Here is a 23,104-nt window from a genome sequence, read left to right on the forward strand (position 1 = left end):
TTAAAGAAACTAGTTTAAGGTTAAATAAACTGTATAGAAATAGTTCATAATTTTTTATAAATGCATATATTGTTTTTACAAATAATGATAAGGTTTTTATAACTATTATGTAGTGTTTAAAACTAACGAGCGGTATGGGATAGGTGGAAAACTATTGTACATACGTAACAAGATATTCTCTTCTCTAGCCATGTTATCACTAGTCATACTCTCTATAGCAGCGCCATTAACAAGCGTGTATGCCATAGGTGGAAATGAGAACACTATAGTTGATGAAGGTTTTAATGAATTGGCCGCTAGTAATGATCTCATAGAAACTTATGGTATTGCTGATCATGAACCTATCGTTATTATTGGAGATGGGAACTTTACTGAAGAAAATGGTGTTGTGAGTGGCTCGGGTACTATTGATGATCCTTATGTTATAGAGGGATGGAGAATATATGGTGGAGATGATGCGGGTATAATTATTATTAATACTACTAAGTATTTTATCATAAGAAACTGTAGCATTACTACCGGAGAGTATGGGAGCGGTATAATTTTCGATAACGTGTCTCATGCATGGATAAAAGATACTATTATCTCTGGGAGAGGATATGGTGTCGAAATATATGGTTCTAGGAATGTAATGTTGGAGAATATTAGTATTCGTGGGGAAGAAGGAATTAATGTGTATGATAGCAATAATGTTAGTCTAGAACGCTTAGATGTATACACTCAATTTGAGGCATTGTATGTTTACAATACGACTACTGTTAGTATAATGAGTAGCTATATAGCAAGCCGTTATGGGGATGTCGTTGGTTTTGACTATTGTGACGATGTAGTATTCTATAACAGCACATTAGGCCTGACAAGCTATTATAGCGACTACATATACGTTATTATGTCCAGTAATATTGTCATGAAGAAGCTATATATTGAGGAGATGAATTGGAACTACTTCCTGGAGCTATGGGATTCTTCCAATATTGTTGTAGATAATATCATTATAGATGATGTTGGATATACAGACAGACTATATGAACTCTATGATTCTGTAAACGTTAGTATTACAAATACTTATGCCTCAAATATCTACGAAGTACTATATGCAAAGAACATAAGCGGGTTACATGTGGTCAATAATACATTTACTAATGTAAGGTATGGCATATCTCTTATTGGAGTATCTCACGCCTATATGAGGAATAATAGTTTGACTGGAGACGATATCGAGGAGGCATTTTATTTCAGAGGCTATAGTGATGAAGATTATTATACGAATTATATTGATGAATCAAATACTGTTAACAACCTCTCGATAATATACTATGTAAATAAAACAGGAGTTATTCTTAACGAGACATATGTTGCAGTAATACTTGTCGGAGTAGAAAACAGTACCGTATCATCAATTATTAAAGGACAACTATTGTTCTATAAGGTAGCCAATATCGTGGTTAATGATACTACTGTAGAAGAATTTAGTATGTATTCCTCGGAAAACGTAGTTATCGAAAATACTCTCTTCAAGGAATGGTTTGGATACGCCTACATAATTGACTCAAGAAATGTTTCATTACATAGATCGGTACTTGCTTGCGACATATACATTGGGTCTTCCAGTGGAGTTATTATTAAAGAAGATCAATTATACTATAATTGGCGCAGTTCCTCTATCTTTGTGGTTAATTCCTCGCATGTGGTCATAACTGATATAATAAGTAGTTCTAAATACTCATACATAAGCATTGAAAATAGTAGTAATGTAAGTGTAATTGATGTTGTTCTAGAGAATAGCTTGAAAGGAATAGTATTGAAGAATTCACTAGACTGCATTCTCACTAATATATCGATAACAGGACGAGGTAGGCTATGGATCTATGGTAGAGACTATAGATACTTTATACACACAATATCGTCTGTATACATAAATGAGTACCCGATATACTATGCTGTGGGATTGAATACTTCAGTGCCTGACTTCGGTAATTCTACTGAGGCAATACTTGTTAACTCGACGATAAGTATTAATGATATTGACATGACTATAAATAATCCTACAACAGATCTTATACTAGCCAATACTGTAATCAATATAGACAATTCAACAGTCACGGTTAACGGTCTTAAATATATGCAGTTATCAGCTGGTAGCATGCTTGTAGCCGATAATTCTAGTCTAATATTTGATACGATACCCAGTAGCTACGATGGCTTGATCTATGTGTATGACTTATCAAGTGTACTCATTAACAGTACGCATATCATTAATAAAGCGTATGCGCCAATATTTTATGTATCCAAGGCAAGAATTGTTATAGAGAATAGTGATATAAACTTATTGTATGGTCCACTGCTACATGCTATATCCTATGAGGGCGGAGAAATACTGCTTATAAATAATACAATAGATTATGGATATTGGTATTTCATTATCTTAATGGGTAGTCATAGAGGGCGATGGAATGCAACGATCAATATAAGTAACAATAGTATAATAGGTACTGGTTTCTATTTCGTCCGTATCAATGGTAATATTAGTATTACTAGAAACAATATTACTGGAACGGAATACGGGGAAACCTATGTATTATACGTTTATAGAAGCAGAAACATAGTCTTCTCAGATAATATAATATATAATGGGCACATATATGCATACTATACATCAGACACTATATTTAGAAGAAACGTATTCAATAACACGCTTTATAGAATATTTTCATGGTATCCAGCACTCGAGATAAGATATGGATACAACATTAGCGTTGAGCAAAACGTATTTCATGGAGTATATCATCATGTGATTTATGTCAGTGGTTCTTCGCAAAATCTTTATATTTCATCAAATATCATTGACGCAGATATAAGGTATATAGGGATTTTTGCTACACATTCAGTGGTCTATAATAATACATTAAAAGGTATTGGAAACGGTATTGGTATGATTGTAGAGGATTCTATTGTTGAAAACAATACTGTGAGTGGCTTCATTACAGGAGTGTTTAGTTTAGGAGACGCTGTCATTATGAGGAATAATATATTCAATAACAGTATACTAAACCTCTTGGATTACTATGGGACTAGCATTATTGATTCAACGAATACTCTGGATGGAAGAAGAATTCTCGTGATCGAGAATGCTACTGGCGGAGTATATGATGCTAGCCAGTATGCTATGGTTATTATACGGAATTCCAGTGATGTCACGATAACTAACGTTAATTCATCGAAGAACTCGCCCATAGTAAACATATATGGTTCCAAGAACATAGTCGTGAAAGAAGGTAATATCCAGTACTATAACATCAGTATTCTCGCTGAATTTGGTTACATTAAGCCCATCAATATAATTTACTCGTCAAACGTAACAGTAGAGAATACCAACATAACTTCAGATTCAGTTACTAGTTTATGGGTTTTCAGCATTTATTCAAGCAATATAAGCTATAAGAATATGATACTTGCCAATACATCTGTTAGTGCAGAATATTGTGATGGTCTTCTATACATTAGTGGAGTTAATGTAGAGAATAGTCTTGTAGAGTTCTATTCTGTGCAAAACATAATTGTTAAAGATACCTACATGGACGGTGTTTATATTACCGTCCAAGAAGCAAGTAATGTCACTATATACAACACGTATATTGAGCCTAAGTGGATAATGTATAATCCTCCATCATTTAGTGTCGAGGATGTAGAGTACTTCTATGCGGAGAAACTCTTTGTCATCAAGGATTCCCAAGTGGGGTTAGACACGGTATTCTCTAACAATGAGTTGGTCTACATTAATGACTCCAAGCTAGATCGTATCGAAGGATCGTCCGATGTGTTGTTTATACAGAATTCTTCTCTCAATGAGCTGTATTGGAGGAATGGAGATAGAGTAGTAGTTGTGAATACAAGTGTTGGAAACGGTTTTGTTGATGTACGTCGTGTAGAAAACGTGTTCTTTGATGGAGTGTATTGTAACGGGTTATCCGGAGGGATATTTATAGCATATGCAAGGGATCTTGCTGTAAATGAGTTGGTGATATACAATAGTAGTACTGGTTTGTACTTGTATAATGTTGAGAACACGTTTCTCAACGATATAGTCATGGATAACGTGACTTACGGTTTTGGGTTCTATTCAGAAGACCTGTATGATTATGGTAGAATCCATGTTGATAACGTTAGTATTAATGGTAGACAACTAGTCTACTATGCCAATACAACAATAGCTGATATAAGAAACATAGATGCTGTATCGATTATTCTCTACAATGTCTCTCGGGCTAGAATAGCCAATGTAGATATTGGCGAGACTGGTACAGGAATAGTTGTATTGTTTTCAGGTAAGGTATTCATAGGAAACGTTAGCATGGGCGAGCTATCTTGGAGTATTGCTGGACTGTCTTCACTAGCTACAGGAATAAGCATCTACGATAGCTCTGTTTTCATCAGTAATATTAGTATAGAAAAAAGCTACAAAGGCATAGTGGTCAATGAATACAATAAGCGTAGTAGTATAGAAATAATAAATGCTTCAATATACGCGTTGTCAACAGGTATCGAGTTAAGTAATTGTATTTACTGTACTGTTTCCAAAAGCGATCTAAAGATTAGGGGTAGTGTTATAGGAGTCTACATTAACGGTGGCACAGAGGAGTCATATGTAGGAATACATGATACTACGATTAGAGGCGTTGTTAGGTATACTGGTTCTAGAGGAATATTTATCGATAGGATAAAGGGTACTATTGATATAGACAATGTATCTATAATAAATCTCACCATAGGTATTGACGTCGACTACCCTACATCGAAGATAATAATTAGGAACTCTTTCATAGATACAAAATATTCAATACTCGGGAGTGCATTGGATAACACGTTCATATTCAATAATACGATCTCAGCATTGTATACTGCAATAAAGTTTAGAGAATCAACAAATGTTGCTATCGTAGCTAATAATATAACAGCTGGGAGAAGTGGTGTTATAGCTTATAGTAGCAATAACATACTTGTTGATGATAATATAGTGTATGGTGGATATGAATCAATATACTTGCTGTTATGTAGAAACTTCGTAATATCGAGAAACAACTTGACTGTATCGAACCCGTCATCCTACTACAGTATGTATCTTTACAGAACAAGCTATGGATTAATCTACATGAACTCTATTTACGGTGGAGTGGGAATTTATGGCGACAATGTATCGCTTACAACACCATACAATGTGTCCTATGTCTATAATGGTACTACGTATTATGGAGTACTTGGTAATTATTGGATCTGGTATTCTGGAAACGATACTGATGGTAACGGTGTAGGTGATACACCTTACATCATAGAGGGGTACAATGATACGGCACCACTAATAAAACCACATAACTACTACGTTGTCTCCAGGGACATTACGTTATCTAGTTTAAATGAGACAATCATTACGAAACAAGATGAGCCGGAAAGAATAGTTGTTAATGTGACCAATAATGGGCCGTTATACGAGTTTGTTATTCTGGAGTGTGCCGAAGGATATGCTGGTATGTTTAATGCTATTGTACTGGAGCCTTTTGAGAGCAGACTAGTAGACTTATGGTACTGGAATAGTGAGCCAGGTAATTATACTATTGAAGTTAAAGCATGCTTGCTTGGCCCCAATGGAGATATTGATAGAACTTATGTTGATGTTGTCGTCATAGAGAGAATAGTTGACTTCAGCATATCTCTGATCAGCCCATCTACCGAAGCCAGAGTATATGTTGGTGATACAGTTGAATTCAATGTGACTATAGAAAACAATGGCACTGAGCCATGGTGGTTCTATGCCATAACAAGTCACGGGGTAGTTACTCCTGCTAAGCTATATCTCGAACCAAACGATACAGGTGTCTTCACAATAACATTCACGCCCACAGAACCATGTCTCTATACTATCAAGGTAGTAATATATGCTCTTGATAAACCCGAGGTAAACAAAACTGTTGTACTGACCGTGGAGGCGATCGAGCCTATAGCCAGCTTTAGTGTTACTCCCCTAGAGAGTAATAAGACAGTTCATGTTAATGAGACTATAGTCCATTTATTCAAGATCACTAATACCGGTAATATAGCTGACAACTATACGATCACGTCGGAGGGAGGAGTACTAAATACAACGAGTATATCTCTGGCTCCCGGTGAAAGCAAGTGGTTTAGCCTAGAGTTTTCTTCAAGTAAACCAGGTGTCTACACAATAGCAGTAACAATAACATCATCTCTAAACAGCTCTCTATCAGTAACTGTTTACGCTACGACAACAGTTTATGTAGTTAGAGTTATTGAGATAGAGAGTATAGTGCCTTCTGAGACTCAGGTAGTGGAGCAGGGAGAAGATGTCGTCTACAACATAACTATCGTGAACAAGGGAGAACAAGTAGAGACAATATATGGCTGGTCTAGCCGAGGTATTGTGGAGCCAGGACAATTAATCATAGAACCAAACGAGACTGGAGTATTCACAGTAACAGTGTCATCTGACGAGATAAGTGAGCCTGGTGAATACACTGTACTGTTTAGAGCGTATAGTGTTGATGAGGAGGTTATCGTAGAGAAGAACCTTACAATAATAGTCGTAGCACCACCAACTACTACCACAACCACGACCACCACTACTACAACAACTATGACTACCGCGACAACGACAACGATGCAACCCAATACCGCGTCAACAACCACGACCACAACTCAACCAGAGGAAATGAGTACAGAAGCCTTGATAGCCATATCTTTAATGATGTTACTCGTAATTGCCGCGGCAGTAACATTTCTACGCAGGAAAAGACTGTTCTAGAGTAGTGGCTTATAGAAGTCATTATAAACTAGTTTTTTAAACCTAAACTACCTTAGAGAACCGGAAGTTCTATGAGAAAATCCTCGGTTATAGTCCCCCTAGCATACAGTTGCAGATCATTTACGTCTGCAATGTTTATATGGCTATCGTCAAGGGCTCTTTTGTTGTCTGTGTGGTGATTAGAGAATATTTGTGTAATGTCGTGTTTATTTAAAATAAACTCTTTTTTCCTCTCTTCTATTCTATATTTGTTGAATACTCTGTGTGTATAGTGGGAGATGACAATCCTTGGTAGAGTATGGAGTATCTGTTGTTACAACAACTTATAACGAACGGGCTTACGTTAAGCCTTTTGTTGAACGTGTGAGGAAAGTACTTAGTGGTATTGATCATGAGATAATTATTGTTGATGATAATTCTCCTGATGGAACATATGTTTTGGCTCGTGAATACGCTGATCGGGCATTGTTGAAGAAACGTGAAGGGCAGACCAAGGGTCTTCTCTATGGTATAAGGACAGCTAAGTACCCTATTGTTGTGACACTCGACGTGGACTTGGAGAACCCGCCTGAGCTGATTCCTGTGCTCGTTAAGGTTTTCTTGGAGAAGAACTACGATCTTCTTGTTGCATCGAGGACAGTGTTGCCTAGGTTCTCTGAGAGACTAGCTTCTAGAGTACTTGGTAGGATTATCGGTGTACATGATATTTTCTCTAACTACAGGGTGTATAAGAGAGATCTATTCATAGACATGAACCCGAGGTTCGGCGAGACTTTCGGTGCCGAGATGCTCGTCTATGCGAAGAAGAGAGGGTATAGGATCGGGGAATACTTCTACAACCCGCCTCCTAGAAGGAAGAATCCACGGATAGGAGGTCGTGTAAGAGCTAACATAAGAATATTGTACGCGTTACTCAAGACACTTCTTCTAGCATTGTCGTAGTTATATTGAGTCTATTCTCAATGTATCGGAAACCGGCCAGTTTCCATTGTTCTTACAGGTACTGCAAAAGAATTAATTTTTGGGTTATATCGAGTAATTCTTATTGGTTGGAGTGCTTTGTACTGGTGGTTTAATGACTTGGCTTGACGGTAGGCATGGTTTTCCGAGACCTGTTGGCGGCGGGGATATTGTTACTAATACTACGGGTTCTTTTGGTGTCTTTGAGGAGGTTATCAAGCATGTTAATGAGTCTGGTATTGTTGTTCCTTCTGTTCCATATAATCTTAAAGATCTATTTACGCTTGTAGGTATGGCTGCTGGTTTGTTTCTAGTTTTCCTTCTCATATATGCTCTCGTTGTTGGGAAGTTTTTCTTTATAGAGAAGCCTATTAGGTTCATAGCTCCATTCGATAAGAAGGATGTGCCAACTTATAGTATTGTACGTGAATACTATTATACTGGGTTAAGAAGAATTATTAGGGAATTGTATCTAAGCTTTTTGGCTAGACTTCATAGTATTGGAGTCATGTTGAAGCCCGGCTATACTCCACGAGAAGTGGCTCGTGCAGCAAAGACTTTGATAGGCGACTTTGGGTACAAGGTTGCTAGACTCTATGAGGAGCTAATGTATAGTCGGAAACAGCCGACGACTCGTGATGTAGAGGAGTTCAAGAAGGTTGTTAGCCGTGATGAGCACTAAAGTATACGTAGCAGTATTCATACTATTCATTATGTTAACGATATTCAGTATCTACATGCCATTGCTCATAAAGCCCGGTGAAGAGAGTGCTAGTCCTTACAATAAGAAGCTTTTTGGGACATCGACACTTGTATCGCTTATAAGGAGCCGTGGATACAGTGTTGTCATCATCAATAGTGTTTATGAGTTAAAGAGTATTGATGGTAAACACGTTGTTTTCGTAGTGATTGCTCCGGATAAACCATTTACGCGAGGCGAAGTCAATTTCCTTAAAGAGTATTCTAGTGAGAAAAAACTGTCTCTCCTCATAGCTGATGAGATCGGTGTTGTGAATAATGTTACAATGGAGCTGCTTGGTATCCGTATCTATGGTGAGCTCATTAGGGATGTTGACCTCATTGGGAGTGGGTGGGAGGATTTTGTTAGAGTAAAATGCCGTATCGATAATAATGAGTACAAGGTAGCGTTTAGTAGGTCTTCAATAGTTGTTTCCGGGGAAGCTAGTGTACAGCCTATGTGTATTGCTATGGGTAGGATATGGGTTGATCTAGACTGGGATATGGATAAGGATCGTGATGAACCGTATGTAGGTAATCCTGTTACAGGAGTCTATGGCTACTATAGTGGGGGCAAGTATGTTGTCGTGGCTGACTCAAGTATCTTCACGAACTATATGGTTGGCGGGTATGGTGGTATTCCTTCTACAAAGAAATTCGTGTTAGGGGTAATAGAGTGGCTTGCAGATGGTGATGATGTTGTTTTTGTTATAGACAATAGTCATTATATTATGAGGGAAGATACTGGTGCTAAAGCGCTAGTCCTCTTCTTGACATCGCCGGTTATTGCAGCAAAACTGCTTGGTTTAACACTATGGGGTATTGGTGTACAGAACATATTGCTCATCTCAATGTTCGCGGCAGTTATACTTGGTGCACTTCTCTACAAGCCTTTGAGAATACGTGTTGAAGGCTATTTCAGTTACATTGATGAGTGCCGTGTTAAACTGGCTAATGAGTCTATTAGACTTGGTAGAATACTTGGTGACAGATACTTGATTAAACTAGCTGGTAAAGCATGGAGGAGGAGAAGGATTGTTAATAAACTTGTCGGGTATATTTCTCGTTTAGAACGAAAAGGAGTTGGCTGATTTTGTCTAGTGAAACACTTTATGAAAAAGTTGTATCTGAGGTATCAAGGGTTATCGTTGGTAAGAAGGAGGAGCTTAAGCTGATTATTGCTTCTATGATTGCCAACGGGCATGTAATGCTTGAGGGGGTTCCTGGTGTCGCGAAGACGACTATAGCTAAAGCTATTGCTTCTGCTTTCAACTTGGAGTTCAAGCGTATACAGTTTACACCTGATCTATTGCCAAGCGATATCATTGGGACAATGGTTTACAAAGGAGGGGTGTTCGAGTTCCATAAAGGCCCTATTTTCGCGAACATAGTTCTTGTCGACGAGATTAATCGTGCTAGCCCTAAGACGCAGTCGGCTCTACTGGAGGCAATGCAGGAGAGACAAGTAACGGTATGGGGTAAGACCTACAAGTTACCCGACCCCTTCATCGTGCTTGCTACACTTAACCCTGTAGAGTACGAGGGTGTCTACCCGCTCTCAGAGGCACAGATCGATAGGTTCTTGGCCAAGATAATTATTGGTTATCCCACGCGTGACGAAGCAGTGGAGATTCTCGATAGGCTAAAGACTATTGAGGAGTGGCCTATAGAGCCTATTGCATCCGGGAAAGACATTATTTATGCTCGTGAGAAACTATGGGAAGTCCATGTGGACCGTAATATAAAGTATTATATCGTTGATATTGTTGAGGAGACTCGTAGGCATCCGCATGTACGTCTTGGTGGTTCACCGCGTGCAGCAATAGCAATAATGCAGCTTGCACGTGCACTAGCTTTCATCGAGGGAAGAGATTATGTTATACCAGATGACGTTAAGAGGGTTGCCAAGCCAGCTCTACGTCACCGTATTATACTGAAGCCTGAGGCTCGTGTAGAGGGTATATCAAGCGATGACGTCGTGGATGATGTGCTTGACAAGATAAGACCCCCATAGAAGGGTTCCTGTCCCTTGCCTGTTATAACAACCCGTGGTATAGCACTATTCTTCGCCTCGGTGTTCCTAGTTATAGTTGGGCTTGCTGGTATCGGATGGCCTGTCACACTGGTTGTTGGCTCCAGCCTCTTGGTGTTCATGTATATGGCCTATATACTGGCTAGAGGATACGAGGATGTTGTCGATAGTCTTGTTGTTGAAAGGTTTCTTAGTAAACAAAATGTTGTTGAAGGCGAGGAAGTTGATGTCATACTGAAGATCAGTGATATTCTGGGCTACGGTGTTCCTCGTCTAGACGTTGTTGATCATGCTCCACGTCGTGTTAGGATCATAGGTAGGAACTATGGGTCTCTCTACATTGAGCGTAGAGGAACAGCTACTCTATCGTATAGAGTGAAGCCTTGTTTCGGGACAATATCTTTTAATGAAGTAGAGCTTGTTGCCCGCGACTTATTTGGCTTGTTCGGGTACAAGAAGATAGTTAATGTGCCCGGTGTGCTCAGGGTTACACCTTCCTATACTAGTGTCAAAGAACTAGTTGTTAAATCAACATACTATACTTTCGGTGTCTCACCGTCTAGGAGGAAAGGTGTAGGCTACGAGTTCTTCGAGTTACGTGACTATCAGCCTGGGGATGACTTCAGGAAGATAGTGTGGAGTGCTGTAGCTAGAACAGGAAAGCTTATCGTGCGTGAAGACGAGGCTGAAGTACAGTTGAAGACAATGTTGTTCCTTGATCTCTCGCAGGATACTTGGGTTGGTATAGAGTGTTGTATGGGTGCTGACTACGTTGTTAAGACAGCTCTCGCCATAACAGACCTCATGGCCAAGAGGGGTGATGTTGTTGGCTACACGTTGTTCCTAGGCGATAAATGGATCACGAGACCTCCCGCAAGGGCTCCAGAGGCTCTCGAGAAGCTATTGATCGACTCCTCTATAGTCTCTATGGAGGAGACTAGTGGACGCGACAATCTCGCCAGAGCACTCTATGATACCGTCGGGTATCTCGATAATGGTTTACTAGTGGTCATTAGCTCGTGGGGGTTCTACAGGAGAAGTGTTGTAGATATTCTCGTCGATGTCTTGTCTAAGACAGGGTGTAGAGCTGTTGTATTAACTATAATGCCTGTGCTAGAGGGTATCAAGGTTCTAGAGGGCTTGTGGAGTATTGAGAAAATATACTATCGTATGGTTGGAGAGAAGCTGTTGTCTATAGGTGTACCGTTGTTTATTGCTAGGAACTGGAGCCAGGTAGCCGGGTTCCTCAGGTTCCTGGAAGAGGTGAGGACTAGTAGTGGATTATAGGAGGGTTATCGCTCCTGTAGCTATGGGTGTGTTACTTGTACTCCTCTATGGCCCCAGCAACCATACTCTATTCCTAGGTATTGCTGTGCCAGTATTGTTTAACATACTTGCAAGCGGGCTATGGATTATACCCATCGTCTTCCTCATAGTACTCTTGTCTCGTGGACTTATGTTGGTCTTGCTTCTACTGATGGTACTGCTGGTTTTCTTTCTCGAGGAGCTTTTTATTGAGAAGAGCTATCCGTTGAAGACAATAGTCCGCTACAACGATTTCTATGTACTGCTGGGCTGTATTGGTGTCTCCTTTACTGTGTTCCTGTACGTGTTGATGGTTGTCAACGCTTTTGTTTACACGAGCACTGGTCTAATGGCTGTTGTTGCGCAAATGTATTCTACGCGTGAGGGTATTACGGTTGTTTATCTTGTTGTGCTATTGCTTGCATCGGGTCTTTTAGAGAAAATAGTTACCCCGTGGAGGAAGTCTTTCCCTAGAGAAGGATTTGTGTCAAAATTAGCTCGTAGAATAGCTATTTACTCTAGTGATCCTGGTTTAGTGTTTTCACGGTCTATGTTCTTGTTAATGCTGGTTATTACAGTGTATTTGGGCTCTAGCTGCCTACCCGCTCTAGCCCTAGCCTACATTATCTACAAAGTATTTCCATACAAGAAATACGCTGGAGCACTAGCAGTCACTGTATTCATTCTCTATCTTATCGTAACAGGACTCTATACAGAACTCTATGGAATAAATGAGTGGCTGGAGACTATAGTTAAAAATATTGATGAATCAATAAAATATAGTAGTGGATGAGATATGAGCGTGAAACTACGTCTTGCAGTAGGCGTAGTATTGGTCGGCGTGGGGCTGGGATTCCTAATAGCAAGCATTTATCTAATGTATATCTACCACGTAATGGCATCACTGTTTTCAGCAATCCTAGGCTTTACAGTAACAAGCCTAGGTATTGATATGATTAAAGAAAAGAAACCAGTATAAGACAGTAGTTTATGGATAAAGTGTTTCTCAGGTTAGGTTTAACTGGTTGGCATATGTTTTAATAACTCAACATTGTTCTCCCGCAGTACTTGCATTACCTTTTTTGAATAGTTTTATCTCCTAGTGTTCTTCAATACTTGAAACAGCTTTTTGATCAACATGTGGTGCAAGGTGGAAAAACTAGGTATGAAGAAGGGTTATTTCTTTATTTTGATTTCATGCGGTATATCATCAGTATTGCTAGTGCTAGTAGTACCAGTATTATAGCTATTATTGTTGGGCTCTTCACTATGTCTTCTAATGAGATTGTTTGTGTTTCAGTAGTTGTTGTCTCTGTTTCCTCGCTTATTGTTATGGGTTGTAGTTGTTCTATGGCTTTATTCCCGTTGTTGTCTATTGCTATTATTGTTATGTTATGTGTTCCTGGCTCTAGTTCTATTGTGTATTTTGTTTTGTTTGTTACGTCTACTGGTTCTCCATCAATGTATAATAGTACTTGTTTCACTCCAGATAGGTTGTCGTGGATGTTCCACTCTATGGTTAGCTTATGGTCTTCTAGTTTGGTGTCCTTGATCTCTATTACTGGCGGTGTTGTATCTATTATTATCTTTTGCTTGATTATATACTGGTTACCTGAGGCATCTATAGCCGTTATTTCAAGAATGTAGAGTCCATCGCCCGGGACAGTTATATAGTCTTCTAGTAGTTGTGTTGTAGTGTTTGTAGTGAATGTTTTATTGTATACTATTCCCGTTACCGGGGTTTTCCTACATAGTCTGACTTCTATTCTCGCTAGTGGTACAATGGTGTTGTTAGTGTAGGCGATGACCCTATATGTTATTTCTCTGTCTCTAATGCTCAGTTTTTGTAGCTCTATTGATGGCGGGACAGTATTCATGTAGATCATTATTGTACTGATAGAAGTCTTCCCAGTTGCGTCGACAGCTATTACTGTTACATTATTGTACCCAGGTTTGAGAGAGAATTCAATGGTCTTTTCTATTTTATCCTTGTAGCCACTGGTGATTTTCTCTATTTCCACGTTATTGACAATGATTACGAGTGTTTTTAATGCATTGTTGTCTACTACCCTAATGTTTACGGGATAAGGTTTCTCTTTATATGAGAGCCCCACGATTAATGTATTATTGACTATTATGTTGTATGGTGCTGAAATATTGATTGTCGGCGGTATGGTGTCTTTAATATAGTTTAATATGAGTGTTGATGTGTGTCCAAGCACGTCTACTACAATAACTTTTATCTCCAAAGCACCGTCGGGAAGACTGGTTAGGTTGACCAGGTAGTCAACGGGTTCATTGTATGTCAGCTTCTCGTACGTGTCATTTACGGTGATGACTCCATGGAGACTGTTGTTAACATATATTGTTATGTTCTTAAAGTGCGGCTCATTTATGTAGAGTCTTAGTTTAACGTATTCTCCCACATAGCTCTGGTTTCCTGGCTCGTAGAGTACTATCACTGGTGGTGTATTGTCTACGGAGATCCTAATGGGGTTTGATGAGTAGTCTCCTATTCTCGCCAATAGAGTGTATTCTCCGTCATCAAGATCTGTTATTGTTGCTTCGAAGATATTGTCTTCTATGAGGCTCATTTCCTTTCTTGCAACGAGTTTGTCTTGAGAATAGATCTCTAGTACAGGGCTACTCGTGTAATTTCCTTCAACAACAACTCTTACATTGAATGGTGTTTCTACTATGGCGTTGTCAGTGGGTTCGATAATCTTTATGCTCGGGGGAGTAGTGGTCGTGTTCTCGACAATGCTTATTGCTTGTAGCTTGTATGTTTCATCGTTTATCTTTACTTGGACCATGTGTAGTCTTGTGTTGCTGTATATTATGGTGTTTCCATCGAATAACGTTATACTGCCTGGCATTCTCCCAAGATAGTCTATTGAGCCATTGATTGACACAAGGTATAGTTTATCCGCAATTCCTACAAGCAAGTCATTAACATTGTCGCCCCATAAGTCACCTATACTCATGCTTGTAATGTTTTCTCCGCTGGGCACAGTGTTCATCTCTATTGTTTCTTCAAGTATACCATTGGTAGTGTTGTAGACGCGGAGTTCTCCTTGGCGTGTATCTTTGTCCACAATGTCTACAACAAGGTGTTCTCCCGCCAGAGACATCGTGTGTATCTCATATGAATCCAGGTTGTAGGATAGAGTATAGACTAGGCTCCCGTCTAGAAGATGGTAGGCTTCAATGACTAGTTTGTCTGCTGTACCTGTATCCATGTTTATGTGGACGAACAATAGCACTAGTAGATTATTTGTTTTCGTGTAGGGCTTGAATACTCCTATAGTGGTGTAGTCTGTTTTACTGATACTCCAGCTCCATGATCCATCAATGCTTGATACTGATACTGTGGTGCTTAGTGAGGGTGGGAGAAGTGATAATGTGGTATAGGCTTTAACGACTATGTCTCTTCTTAAGTCAATAAGTCCATCGCCATCAGTATCGGTTATGATATGGTTTGTCCAGATACTATAGAGTTTCCCGGATGTAGTAGTTGAACTAATTAGGTCACCGTTACTTACATTGATTTTGTAGAGATAGTCTTTAAGCTCTATGGATAGGTATCCCTGTTTTATAGCTGGCACAATAATGTTGGCCACGTTGTCTCTAAGTATAGTGTTTTGTGGAATCCTAATGATGTCTCCGTCGATACTTATGCTGTAGGTTTTCTCGTATACAATACTGTTGGTGCCAGGCTCTATTAAGACTACTTTTAGGCTAGTCGACTTAAGGTATACTGCTAAGAGCTCGTTGTAGCTATCACGGTCGATATCGTCTAGTGGTATAAGTGAGTACAGCCCGGGATAGTCACCAGTGTATTTCATGAGGGTACTGTTTGTCAGTGGGTCAATAACCTCGATATCCTTATTGCCGATAATGACGACAACATCATTCACGTTGTCATTGTTATAGTCTCTGAGACAGGATGACAATAACTTTGAGCTGTATACTCTACTCCAGTTAACACTATACATCAAGTCGATGCTATTGTCTAACAACACATTGGAGACGAGTGTACTCTCCACAGTTACAGGTACAATTGCTGTAAACAACAGAGAGACCAAGAGGCAAAGAGTGAGTAAGCGTGACATACCCGCTAACCACCATGTAACAATAAGTGATCAATAATATAAATACGTTAAACAAATTCTGTTCTTTAAAACACTACAAACTAGATAACAAAAAGTGTGTTTCGCAAGAACTCTGGATTACTGATATGTTCTCTATTACATCTCCTGGGTTTATGCACTTAAGTAGTGATGATAATTTCTACATGGTATCACCGACTTCGTATAATGATCTTGTTGCCCCTGACGTTAAGTCTTACAATAGAATGCTCTTTAATGCCAGCAGCTTAAGCGATAGCCTCCGGGGTGTATAGTGTATTCTTCTTGCTAATCCTGTTTCCACCGACAGAGACATTGTTTTATTACTTCAAAGTAAATTTACATAGTCTGGGCAGCGATAAGTTTCTGAGAAATGTCAATAAAGTCTGGATTATGTATGATTACGTGCTAAAGGATTTACTTCATTATTAACCATTAATGCAGAGAAGCAAATGTTTTGCAAATCAACCATACTTTTTGATTAAATGTTCTCTGTTAATTTGAGATCGGGTGCTAGTTTTTCCTTTATTATCCTGAAGTGTTTATCCAGTGTTACGAGTTCTAGCTCGTTATTATATGCTTGTGCTGCTATTACTAAGTCTATTGCTGGTAGGGGAGTACCTATTTTACGTAGTTTTGTTTGCCACACTATAGCTAGTTTATAATCCTGTTTGCTTGGATACAGTATTTTTGCTACATGCATTATTACTGGTGGGTATTCTATGGTTGTTAGTATGGATACATATCCTGGTATCAGTTGCGTATTCCTATGTGCTATGAGCTCTATTACCGCGCTTGTGTCGTAGAGTCTATTCTCCTCCATTCCTTCTTCACCATCTCTTCATACAGCTTCTTCTCCACGTTGTAGGGGAGAGGTTTTAGAGACTCCTCATCAACACCAAGCTCCTTTAAATCCTCAAGCAATTCATTTGAGGACTCGACGAGACGTGTCTCCTCTAGACGCCGCAAATACTCTTCAATACTCTTCCTCACAACTTCACTCCAATTAATCTCTCTATATCTCCTCATTTTCTCTGCAAGCCTGCGCGGTATACGAACAGTTATGTTCACAGACATGCATGCACCCACATATACATACAGTAGAGAACTATATAAACATTAGAGAGAACCTTGTCCAAACATGGTTCTTTGAATAGCTGGTTTTGTGAGATTTAGAAACTTCTTTAAGACGCCATCAAGTCTTTGTATTCTATGGCGGCTCCAGTAAGGTCTTTATTATAGCGGAAGAGGAAAGAATTGTTATTAAAAAGTAGTATGGTGTTTTTGTTTTCTACCTTGTTTTTATGCGGTATATTGCTAGTATTATTAGTACTAGTAATATTGCTGCTTTGGCTAGTAGTGTTGGGTTCTTCGTTATTTCTTCTATGATGTTTTCCTCTTCTATCGTCACTTGCGGCAGCTGCTTTACTGCCTTGTTCCCGTTGTTGTCTATTGCTATTATTGTTATGTTGTGTGTTCCTGGCTCTAGTTCTATTGTGTATATGGTTTTGCCAGTGACATCAATAGGTTTCCCATCGACGTACAAGAGTATTTGCTTAATTCCCGACACCTCATCGTATATGTTCCATTCTATCATGTACTTGTTGTCTTCTAGCTTTGTGTCCTTGATCTCTATTACTGGCGGTGTAGTGTCTACGACTAGTTGTTTCTGCACTATCTTGTTGTTGCCTGTGACATCAATGACTGTTATCTCTAGAATGTACTTACCGTCTTCTTGTACAGTAATCTCGTCTTCTAGTGTGTATTCTAGTGTATCATCAACAGGTATGTTCTTACTATAGATGAGCTCCGGCTCATTGGGTGTTTCTTTGTAGAGCTTTATTTTAATTAAACTTAGTCTTGAGAAGTTCGTTTCCACTAGTGCTTTGACCTTGTAGGTTATTGTTTTACCGTCTACACTTGCTTCAAAAGATTCTATGACCGGATCCATTGTGTTTAGGTATATTATGTTTGTCTTGGACTCACTGTTACCGCCTGCATCATATGCTATAATAGTTATGTTGTTGAATCCCGGTTTGAGCCGGAACCCCACATGGATGTTCTCTATACGGTTTATGCTGTAGTGTGTAGTGATGACTTTGTTGTTCACGATAACTATGATCTTGTCTACCCTGATATTGTCCTTGACTGTTATGTTCACGTAGTAGTCTTGTTCACTATACTTCTTCCCTACAACATCTATGTTATTGATCCCGACTACATCAGGTAACGTGATGGTTATGGTTGGTGGCGTAATGTCTTTGTAAAGTATTATTCTGGCTGTTGTCTCGTGGCCGAGGAGGTCTGCGGCTTTTATCTCTAGGCAGTATACTCCATCGGGTAGCTTGCTGAAATCTATTCTCTGTTCCAGGATATTATCGTGGAGTAGCTGCTGGACCTCTGTCTTGCTTAGTTTTGTGATTACAGTGTTGTTGATGCTAACAGTGATGTTTGCAAGGTTGTCATCTCCCACAAATGCTTTGAGGAGTACTTCATCTCTAACATAGCTCTTATTCTTCGGGGATATAACTAGTATCCTTGGTGGCGTATTGTCTACTCTGATCACCACGGGTTTCGATGTGTAGTCCCCTGTTCTTGCAATAATTGTGTAGTTTCCATCGGATAGAGTCTCTACTGTTGTTGTGAAGATGTTGTCTTCCAGAAGAGTCATCTCCTTCCTTAGAACAAGCTTGCCATCATTACTATATATTTCCAGTACTGGTACCTCCATATATTCTCCTTCGACAACTGTTTTTACCGTGAATGGTGTTTCTAGGAGAGTATTGTTCTTCGGTTTAGTGATGGTTAGTTCTGGTGGTGTTATGGTACTGTTTTCTCGTAGTGTTATTGCGTAGAGCTTGTATGTATAATCGTTTATTTTTACTTCAACTAGGTAGAGTCTTGACTCGTTGTCGTGGATTACGGTGTTTTTATTACGCAAGAATATCTCGCCGTTCATTCTACCGAGGTAATCTATTGAGCCGTTGGTTGATACTAGGTATAGCTTGTCTCCAATGCTTACAAGTAGGTCACCGATATTGTCGCCCCACAGGTCTCCAATGTTTGCTCCTGTAAAGATTTCTCCGCTACTGATCGTGCCCATGTTTATTGTTTTCTCTAGTACGCCTGTATAAGAGTCATAGATATCTATCCTAGCCTCCCCTGCATCGTTGTCAACCACTAGCAGGATAAGATAGTCTCTGAAAAGTAGTATTGAGTAGATACCGTATCTCCGCAGATCATAGGATATAGCGTATAGTGGTGTTCCATTGTAGAGATCATGGGTTTCGAACAACATTTCATTGTATGTTTTATGGATAATGTCTAGGCGGTTATACCGTATTGTTACTACCTCGCCATGGCTTGTATTGTAGGTGAATGCTGAAAATGCTATGTAGTACCCTGTCTTACTGGTGTTCCAGCTCCACAATCCATTAATGTCTGATACTTCCACTACAGTGTTTATCCCGTTGTCCGAAGATGTAAAGTATGCTTTTACTACAGGGCTTGGGCTCCTTGTATCAGCAAGACCATCTCCATCAACATCTATTGGCTGGTTGTTGTACCAGATGGTGTATATTACATTGTCGTAGACTTTGATGTCTAGTAGATCTCCATTGGTTGCATTAATCTTGAATATGTATGTCCTAGTCTTGTAGTCTACCCTTGACGTCGATAATAACGTGAACTCTACTGTGTCGTTATATACTATACGGTTTGAGGTGAACGAGTAGAGCACTCCTTTGATGTCTATGGGGTGTCTCCTCTCATAGACAATAGTGTTGGTGCCTGGCTCAAGCAGTACCACTTTCAACAGGGTGTTGTTAGCGTATATGATCATTACTTCGGGGTATCCGTTGTGGTTTACATCATTTATTGGAGCGTATACGTACATCTTGGTTTCGTCGTTGCTTACGTACTTCATGAGTGTTTTATTGGTTAATGGATCGACGAACTCAACGTCCTTAAACCAGCCTCCGCTAGTACCTATGAAGATAGTTATATCACAAACACCATCGCCATTGAAATCATCGATACAGGTATACTGGAGCTTGGAGCTATAGGTTCTACTCCAGTTAATAGCGTACGCGAAATCAATATCATCCAGCATACTGGCTCCAGTTGTATTATTGGAGACGCTATGTACTGGCACAACTATAGAGAACAGCAGGATTAGTAGAATCATCCTGGAGAGAAGATTCTGCATACTCATCAACCAATAAAACAATATAGTATTCGATTATATAAAAATGGTGTAATAAAACCCTATATAGAAAGGTAGTACATGTGGTTAAACGAGAGACACAATACCAAGGGTTCTCTTCAAACGTCTCTTCTGATTGTTCCTCGGGAGACATGTATCCTCGTTATCCTCTCCGTGATCTCTTGGACTACTTGTTTAAGCTTGTTCTCATCCTTGACCATAGCCACGGGGATGTTGATGTGGAACACTGGTTTACGCCCAGTAATCTTCTCGACAACGCGTTCTATCCTAGAGTAGCTTGTCTGCAGTAAACTCGTCGTGACAACTACCAAGGGCTTCTCCACAGTAATGTGTCTCCTCAGGAACTCTTGAACAGGAGCAGCTAGTGTATCACACCAAATAGGAGAAGCCACGACGACAACATCGTATTTTTCAGCTCTAAACTCACAGGGCTCTATCTTTATGCTAGTACCCTTCCTCACGAGAGTATCGTAGAGAAGCCTAGGGTTAAGATGAAGAGGTCTCCCATACTCCCTCAAGGGCCTGACCACATAAAGGTCGACTAGAACGCCCCTACTAGACAAAGTCTCAGTCAAAACCCTGGCCACATGTTCAGTATTCCTGGTTCTAGAATAGTACACTAGTGCAATCTTCATGATCTACCGCCACGGTGCAACATCTATATACAATGCCTAACGTATTCCTCTAGGAAACACTTACTACAATACCGCCTACATTAATACTATACCTGGCAATCTCATCCACAGTCTCTCTGGCGAGAAAACAGTCCCCCAACACTACGGATGAAGGGAGCTAGCTGAGGTTATTTCCCTCTTATACTCGCTGAAACCTTATCTAGAACCCTCTTTATCCGCGGCTCCTCCAGGAGCAGAAGTGCTAGTACTATAACTGCTATGGAGACTCCTGTTGGAGTAGCCACTGGAGCATCCACAATATCCCCAGGCTCCATTGTGAAATCTGTTACGTGAACCCTTAGCACGGGCTCTAGCGTTATCCCATTGGAGACAGTGTTATTAGCCGTCACCATCACCTCCACGTAGAAGTCCTTCCACACTAGAGGCCACAGCACTGGCGTCGGCCCAGTAAACAAGTCCATAACAACATGGACACTATAAGCAAGCACGAACACGCCAACAACCCAGGCAGCACTCTTACGCCCAGTCCTCCAGGCAAGCCATACGACAGCCAAGCCTACGACAAGAGCCACGAGGAGACTATGAGTAAAAGACCTATGAATACGGAACACAGCGTCAACATCAGGCAAAACACTAAACAAAACAACCAGGAACAGAAGCCACCACCTACGGACACCAAGCCAACGACTAACAACCAGACCAACAACACCATGAATAAGAGGCTCCGGCAAATACTCTGCACCTCTTACACAAAGTATCGTAGAAGAGTAATGTGGTAAACAAGTATTAAATATTTGAGAAAACATGTATCGAGTTCACGTAGATGAACAGCTGGTCTCTAGATAATTCTTTCTTAAGCTTAATGTTCTTCATTAGATTTTCCTTTCTCTATAACTCTTGGTACTTTCTGTAAGTATCTAAATATCTTTTGTATCAAACTCTCTAGTATCATATACTTTTATCTTCATAGGATTGCTCATAGCTACTCCTACCATCCTAGCTATTTTATCGGGTGTATTGATTATGCTTTATTTTAGTTGTTAAGAGTAGTTGACACCTGGCGATGGGGAGTAGATTATTCGATGGAATTCTTTTTCATAGTTTAAATACTGGTTTTTCGTAGATACATGTAGCAGTAGAGACATTGCTAGGGTTGGGTGTTGGTGGTATTTTGAAGGGTGTTTTACTTCATGGTGGCTTTGGTACTAGGCTTCGTCCGTTGACTCATACTGGTCCTAAGCAGCTTATTCCTATTGCTGGTAAGCCTGTTAGCCAGTGGTGTCTTGAGGATCTCCGTGACTCAGGTGTCAAGGAGATAGCTGTTATACTTGGTGAGCTTGCTCCGGAGAGAGTAATCGAGTACTATGGAGACGGTTCCTGGCTTGGTGTCAAGCTTACATACATATATCAGGGATACCCCTATGGTCTAGCCCACGCCGTATATGTAGCTAAGGATTTTGTGGAAGAAGAGCCTTTTGTGGTTTATCTTGGTGATAATATTCTTGTGGAGGGGATCAGGGAGTTTGTCCGCAGATTTGATAATAGTGATGCTGATGCCATGATTTTGTTGACGCAAGTCCCTGATCCACGTAAGTTTGGTGTAGCAGAATTTGATGAGAATGGGAGACTGAAGAGACTCGTTGAGAAACCCAAGAAGCCGCCGAGCAACTACGCACTTGTTGGCGTGTACTTCTTCCGTCCACCACACATATTCAGGGCTATCGAATCGCTCAAACCGAGTTGGCGTGGTGAACTAGAGATAACCGATGCAATCCAGAGGCTTATTGACTGGGGTTTGAGAGTAGACTATGCTGTTGTCAAGGGATGGTGGAAAGATACTGGTACACCCGAGGATATTTTGGAGGCGAATAGACTTCTCCTTGACTACAAGTACCATGAACACATTGTTAAAGGCAAACTAGAAGAAAACGTACGCGTCGAAGGACGTGTCTACATTGAAGAAGGAGCTATTATAAAGAGCGGTAGTGTCGTAAGAGGACCCGTCTACATTGGCGCCAACACTGTTATTGGGCCCAACACCTATATCGGGCCATATACCAGCATAGGCAAAAACTGTGTCATCAGTAATGTCGAGATAGAGAATAGTGTCATAATGGATAATGTGGTCATAAAAGACATCAGAGAAAGAATTGTTAACAGCTTGATAGGTTCTGGTGCAAAAATAACATGCAGGGCAAAGAGACCACACGGGCTAAGATTCATTGCAGGAGAAAACACCATAATAGAATGGTAGTAGCCTAGGTGGATATA

General features: G+C 40.0%; 15 protein-coding genes. 9 read left to right on the forward strand and 6 right to left on the reverse strand.

Features of this window, described 5'->3' with window-relative positions; all coding sequences use genetic code 11:
- Nucleotides 1-154 precede the first annotated feature (154 nt).
- The 8 genes from J4526_03660 to J4526_03695 all read left to right on the forward strand — a co-directional run bounded on the left by J4526_03660 (nt 155) and on the right by J4526_03695 (nt 12,825).
- Complete coding sequence (locus tag J4526_03660) at nt 155-6,811, forward strand: right-handed parallel beta-helix repeat-containing protein (protein ID WFO75953.1); 6,657 nt, start codon at nt 155-157, stop codon at nt 6,809-6,811.
- Nucleotides 6,812-7,099: 288 nt separating this feature from the next.
- Complete coding sequence (locus J4526_03665; GenBank protein ID WFO75954.1) at nt 7,100-7,753, forward strand: glycosyltransferase; 654 nt, start codon at nt 7,100-7,102, stop codon at nt 7,751-7,753.
- 133 nt (nt 7,754-7,886) lie between these two features.
- Nucleotides 7,887-8,453 carry a DUF4129 domain-containing protein gene (locus J4526_03670; protein WFO75955.1) on the forward strand — a complete coding sequence of 189 codons (567 nt, stop codon included), beginning with the start codon at nt 7,887-7,889 and terminating at the stop codon, nt 8,451-8,453.
- Nucleotides 8,440-9,600 carry a hypothetical protein gene (locus J4526_03675; protein ID WFO75956.1) on the forward strand — a complete coding sequence of 387 codons (1,161 nt, stop codon included), beginning with the start codon at nt 8,440-8,442 and terminating at the stop codon, nt 9,598-9,600. Before J4526_03670 ends, J4526_03675 begins: the two co-directional genes overlap by 14 nt.
- Before the next feature lie 95 nt (nt 9,601-9,695).
- Nucleotides 9,696-10,523, forward strand: coding sequence for a MoxR family ATPase (locus J4526_03680; protein ID WFO76310.1), 828 nt, complete (start codon nt 9,696-9,698; stop codon nt 10,521-10,523).
- Nucleotides 10,524-10,538: 15 nt separating this feature from the next.
- Nucleotides 10,539-11,828: a DUF58 domain-containing protein gene (locus J4526_03685; protein ID WFO75957.1), complete on the forward strand. Its 1,290-nt coding sequence runs from the start codon at nt 10,539-10,541 to the stop codon at nt 11,826-11,828.
- Nucleotides 11,818-12,639 (forward strand): hypothetical protein, encoded by an 822-nt coding sequence (locus tag J4526_03690; protein ID WFO75958.1) that lies wholly within the window; start codon nt 11,818-11,820, stop codon nt 12,637-12,639. The genes J4526_03685 and J4526_03690 overlap by 11 nt, the downstream gene beginning before the upstream one ends.
- A gap of 3 nt (nt 12,640-12,642) precedes the next feature.
- Nucleotides 12,643-12,825: a hypothetical protein gene (locus J4526_03695; GenBank protein ID WFO75959.1), complete on the forward strand. Its 183-nt coding sequence runs from the start codon at nt 12,643-12,645 to the stop codon at nt 12,823-12,825.
- Nucleotides 12,826-13,030: 205 nt separating this feature from the next.
- Here J4526_03695 and J4526_03700 read toward each other — a convergent pair whose 3' ends face one another.
- The 6 genes from J4526_03700 to J4526_03725 all read right to left on the reverse strand — a co-directional run bounded on the left by J4526_03700 (nt 13,031) and on the right by J4526_03725 (nt 21,564).
- On the reverse strand, nt 13,031-15,958 hold the full coding sequence (locus J4526_03700) for a hypothetical protein (GenBank protein WFO75960.1): 2,928 nt from the start codon (nt 15,956-15,958) through the stop codon (nt 13,031-13,033).
- 496 nt (nt 15,959-16,454) lie between these two features.
- Complete coding sequence (locus tag J4526_03705) at nt 16,455-16,796, reverse strand: type II toxin-antitoxin system VapC family toxin (protein WFO75961.1); 342 nt, start codon at nt 16,794-16,796, stop codon at nt 16,455-16,457.
- The gene (locus J4526_03710) at nt 16,760-17,050 is read right to left on the reverse strand and encodes a hypothetical protein (protein ID WFO75962.1); all 291 of its coding nucleotides are present in this window, start codon (nt 17,048-17,050) and stop codon (nt 16,760-16,762) included. The genes J4526_03705 and J4526_03710 overlap by 37 nt, the downstream gene beginning before the upstream one ends.
- A 214-nt stretch (nt 17,051-17,264) precedes the next feature.
- The gene (locus J4526_03715; GenBank protein ID WFO75963.1) at nt 17,265-20,180 is read right to left on the reverse strand and encodes a hypothetical protein; all 2,916 of its coding nucleotides are present in this window, start codon (nt 20,178-20,180) and stop codon (nt 17,265-17,267) included.
- Nucleotides 20,181-20,296: 116 nt separating this feature from the next.
- Nucleotides 20,297-20,833: a flavodoxin family protein gene (locus J4526_03720; GenBank protein WFO75964.1), complete on the reverse strand. Its 537-nt coding sequence runs from the start codon at nt 20,831-20,833 to the stop codon at nt 20,297-20,299.
- A 167-nt stretch (nt 20,834-21,000) separates the two neighbouring features.
- Nucleotides 21,001-21,564 carry a metal-dependent hydrolase gene (locus tag J4526_03725; protein ID WFO75965.1) on the reverse strand — a complete coding sequence of 188 codons (564 nt, stop codon included), beginning with the start codon at nt 21,562-21,564 and terminating at the stop codon, nt 21,001-21,003.
- 440 nt (nt 21,565-22,004) lie between these two features.
- Between J4526_03725 and J4526_03730 the strand changes: the two genes are divergently transcribed.
- The gene (locus J4526_03730) at nt 22,005-23,087 is read left to right on the forward strand and encodes a glucose-1-phosphate thymidylyltransferase (protein WFO75966.1); all 1,083 of its coding nucleotides are present in this window, start codon (nt 22,005-22,007) and stop codon (nt 23,085-23,087) included.
- Nucleotides 23,088-23,104 lie beyond the last annotated feature (17 nt).

Source organism: Desulfurococcaceae archaeon MEX13E-LK6-19 (assembly GCA_029637525.1).
Lineage (GTDB): Archaea > Thermoproteota > Thermoprotei_A > Sulfolobales > Desulfurococcaceae > MEX13ELK6-19.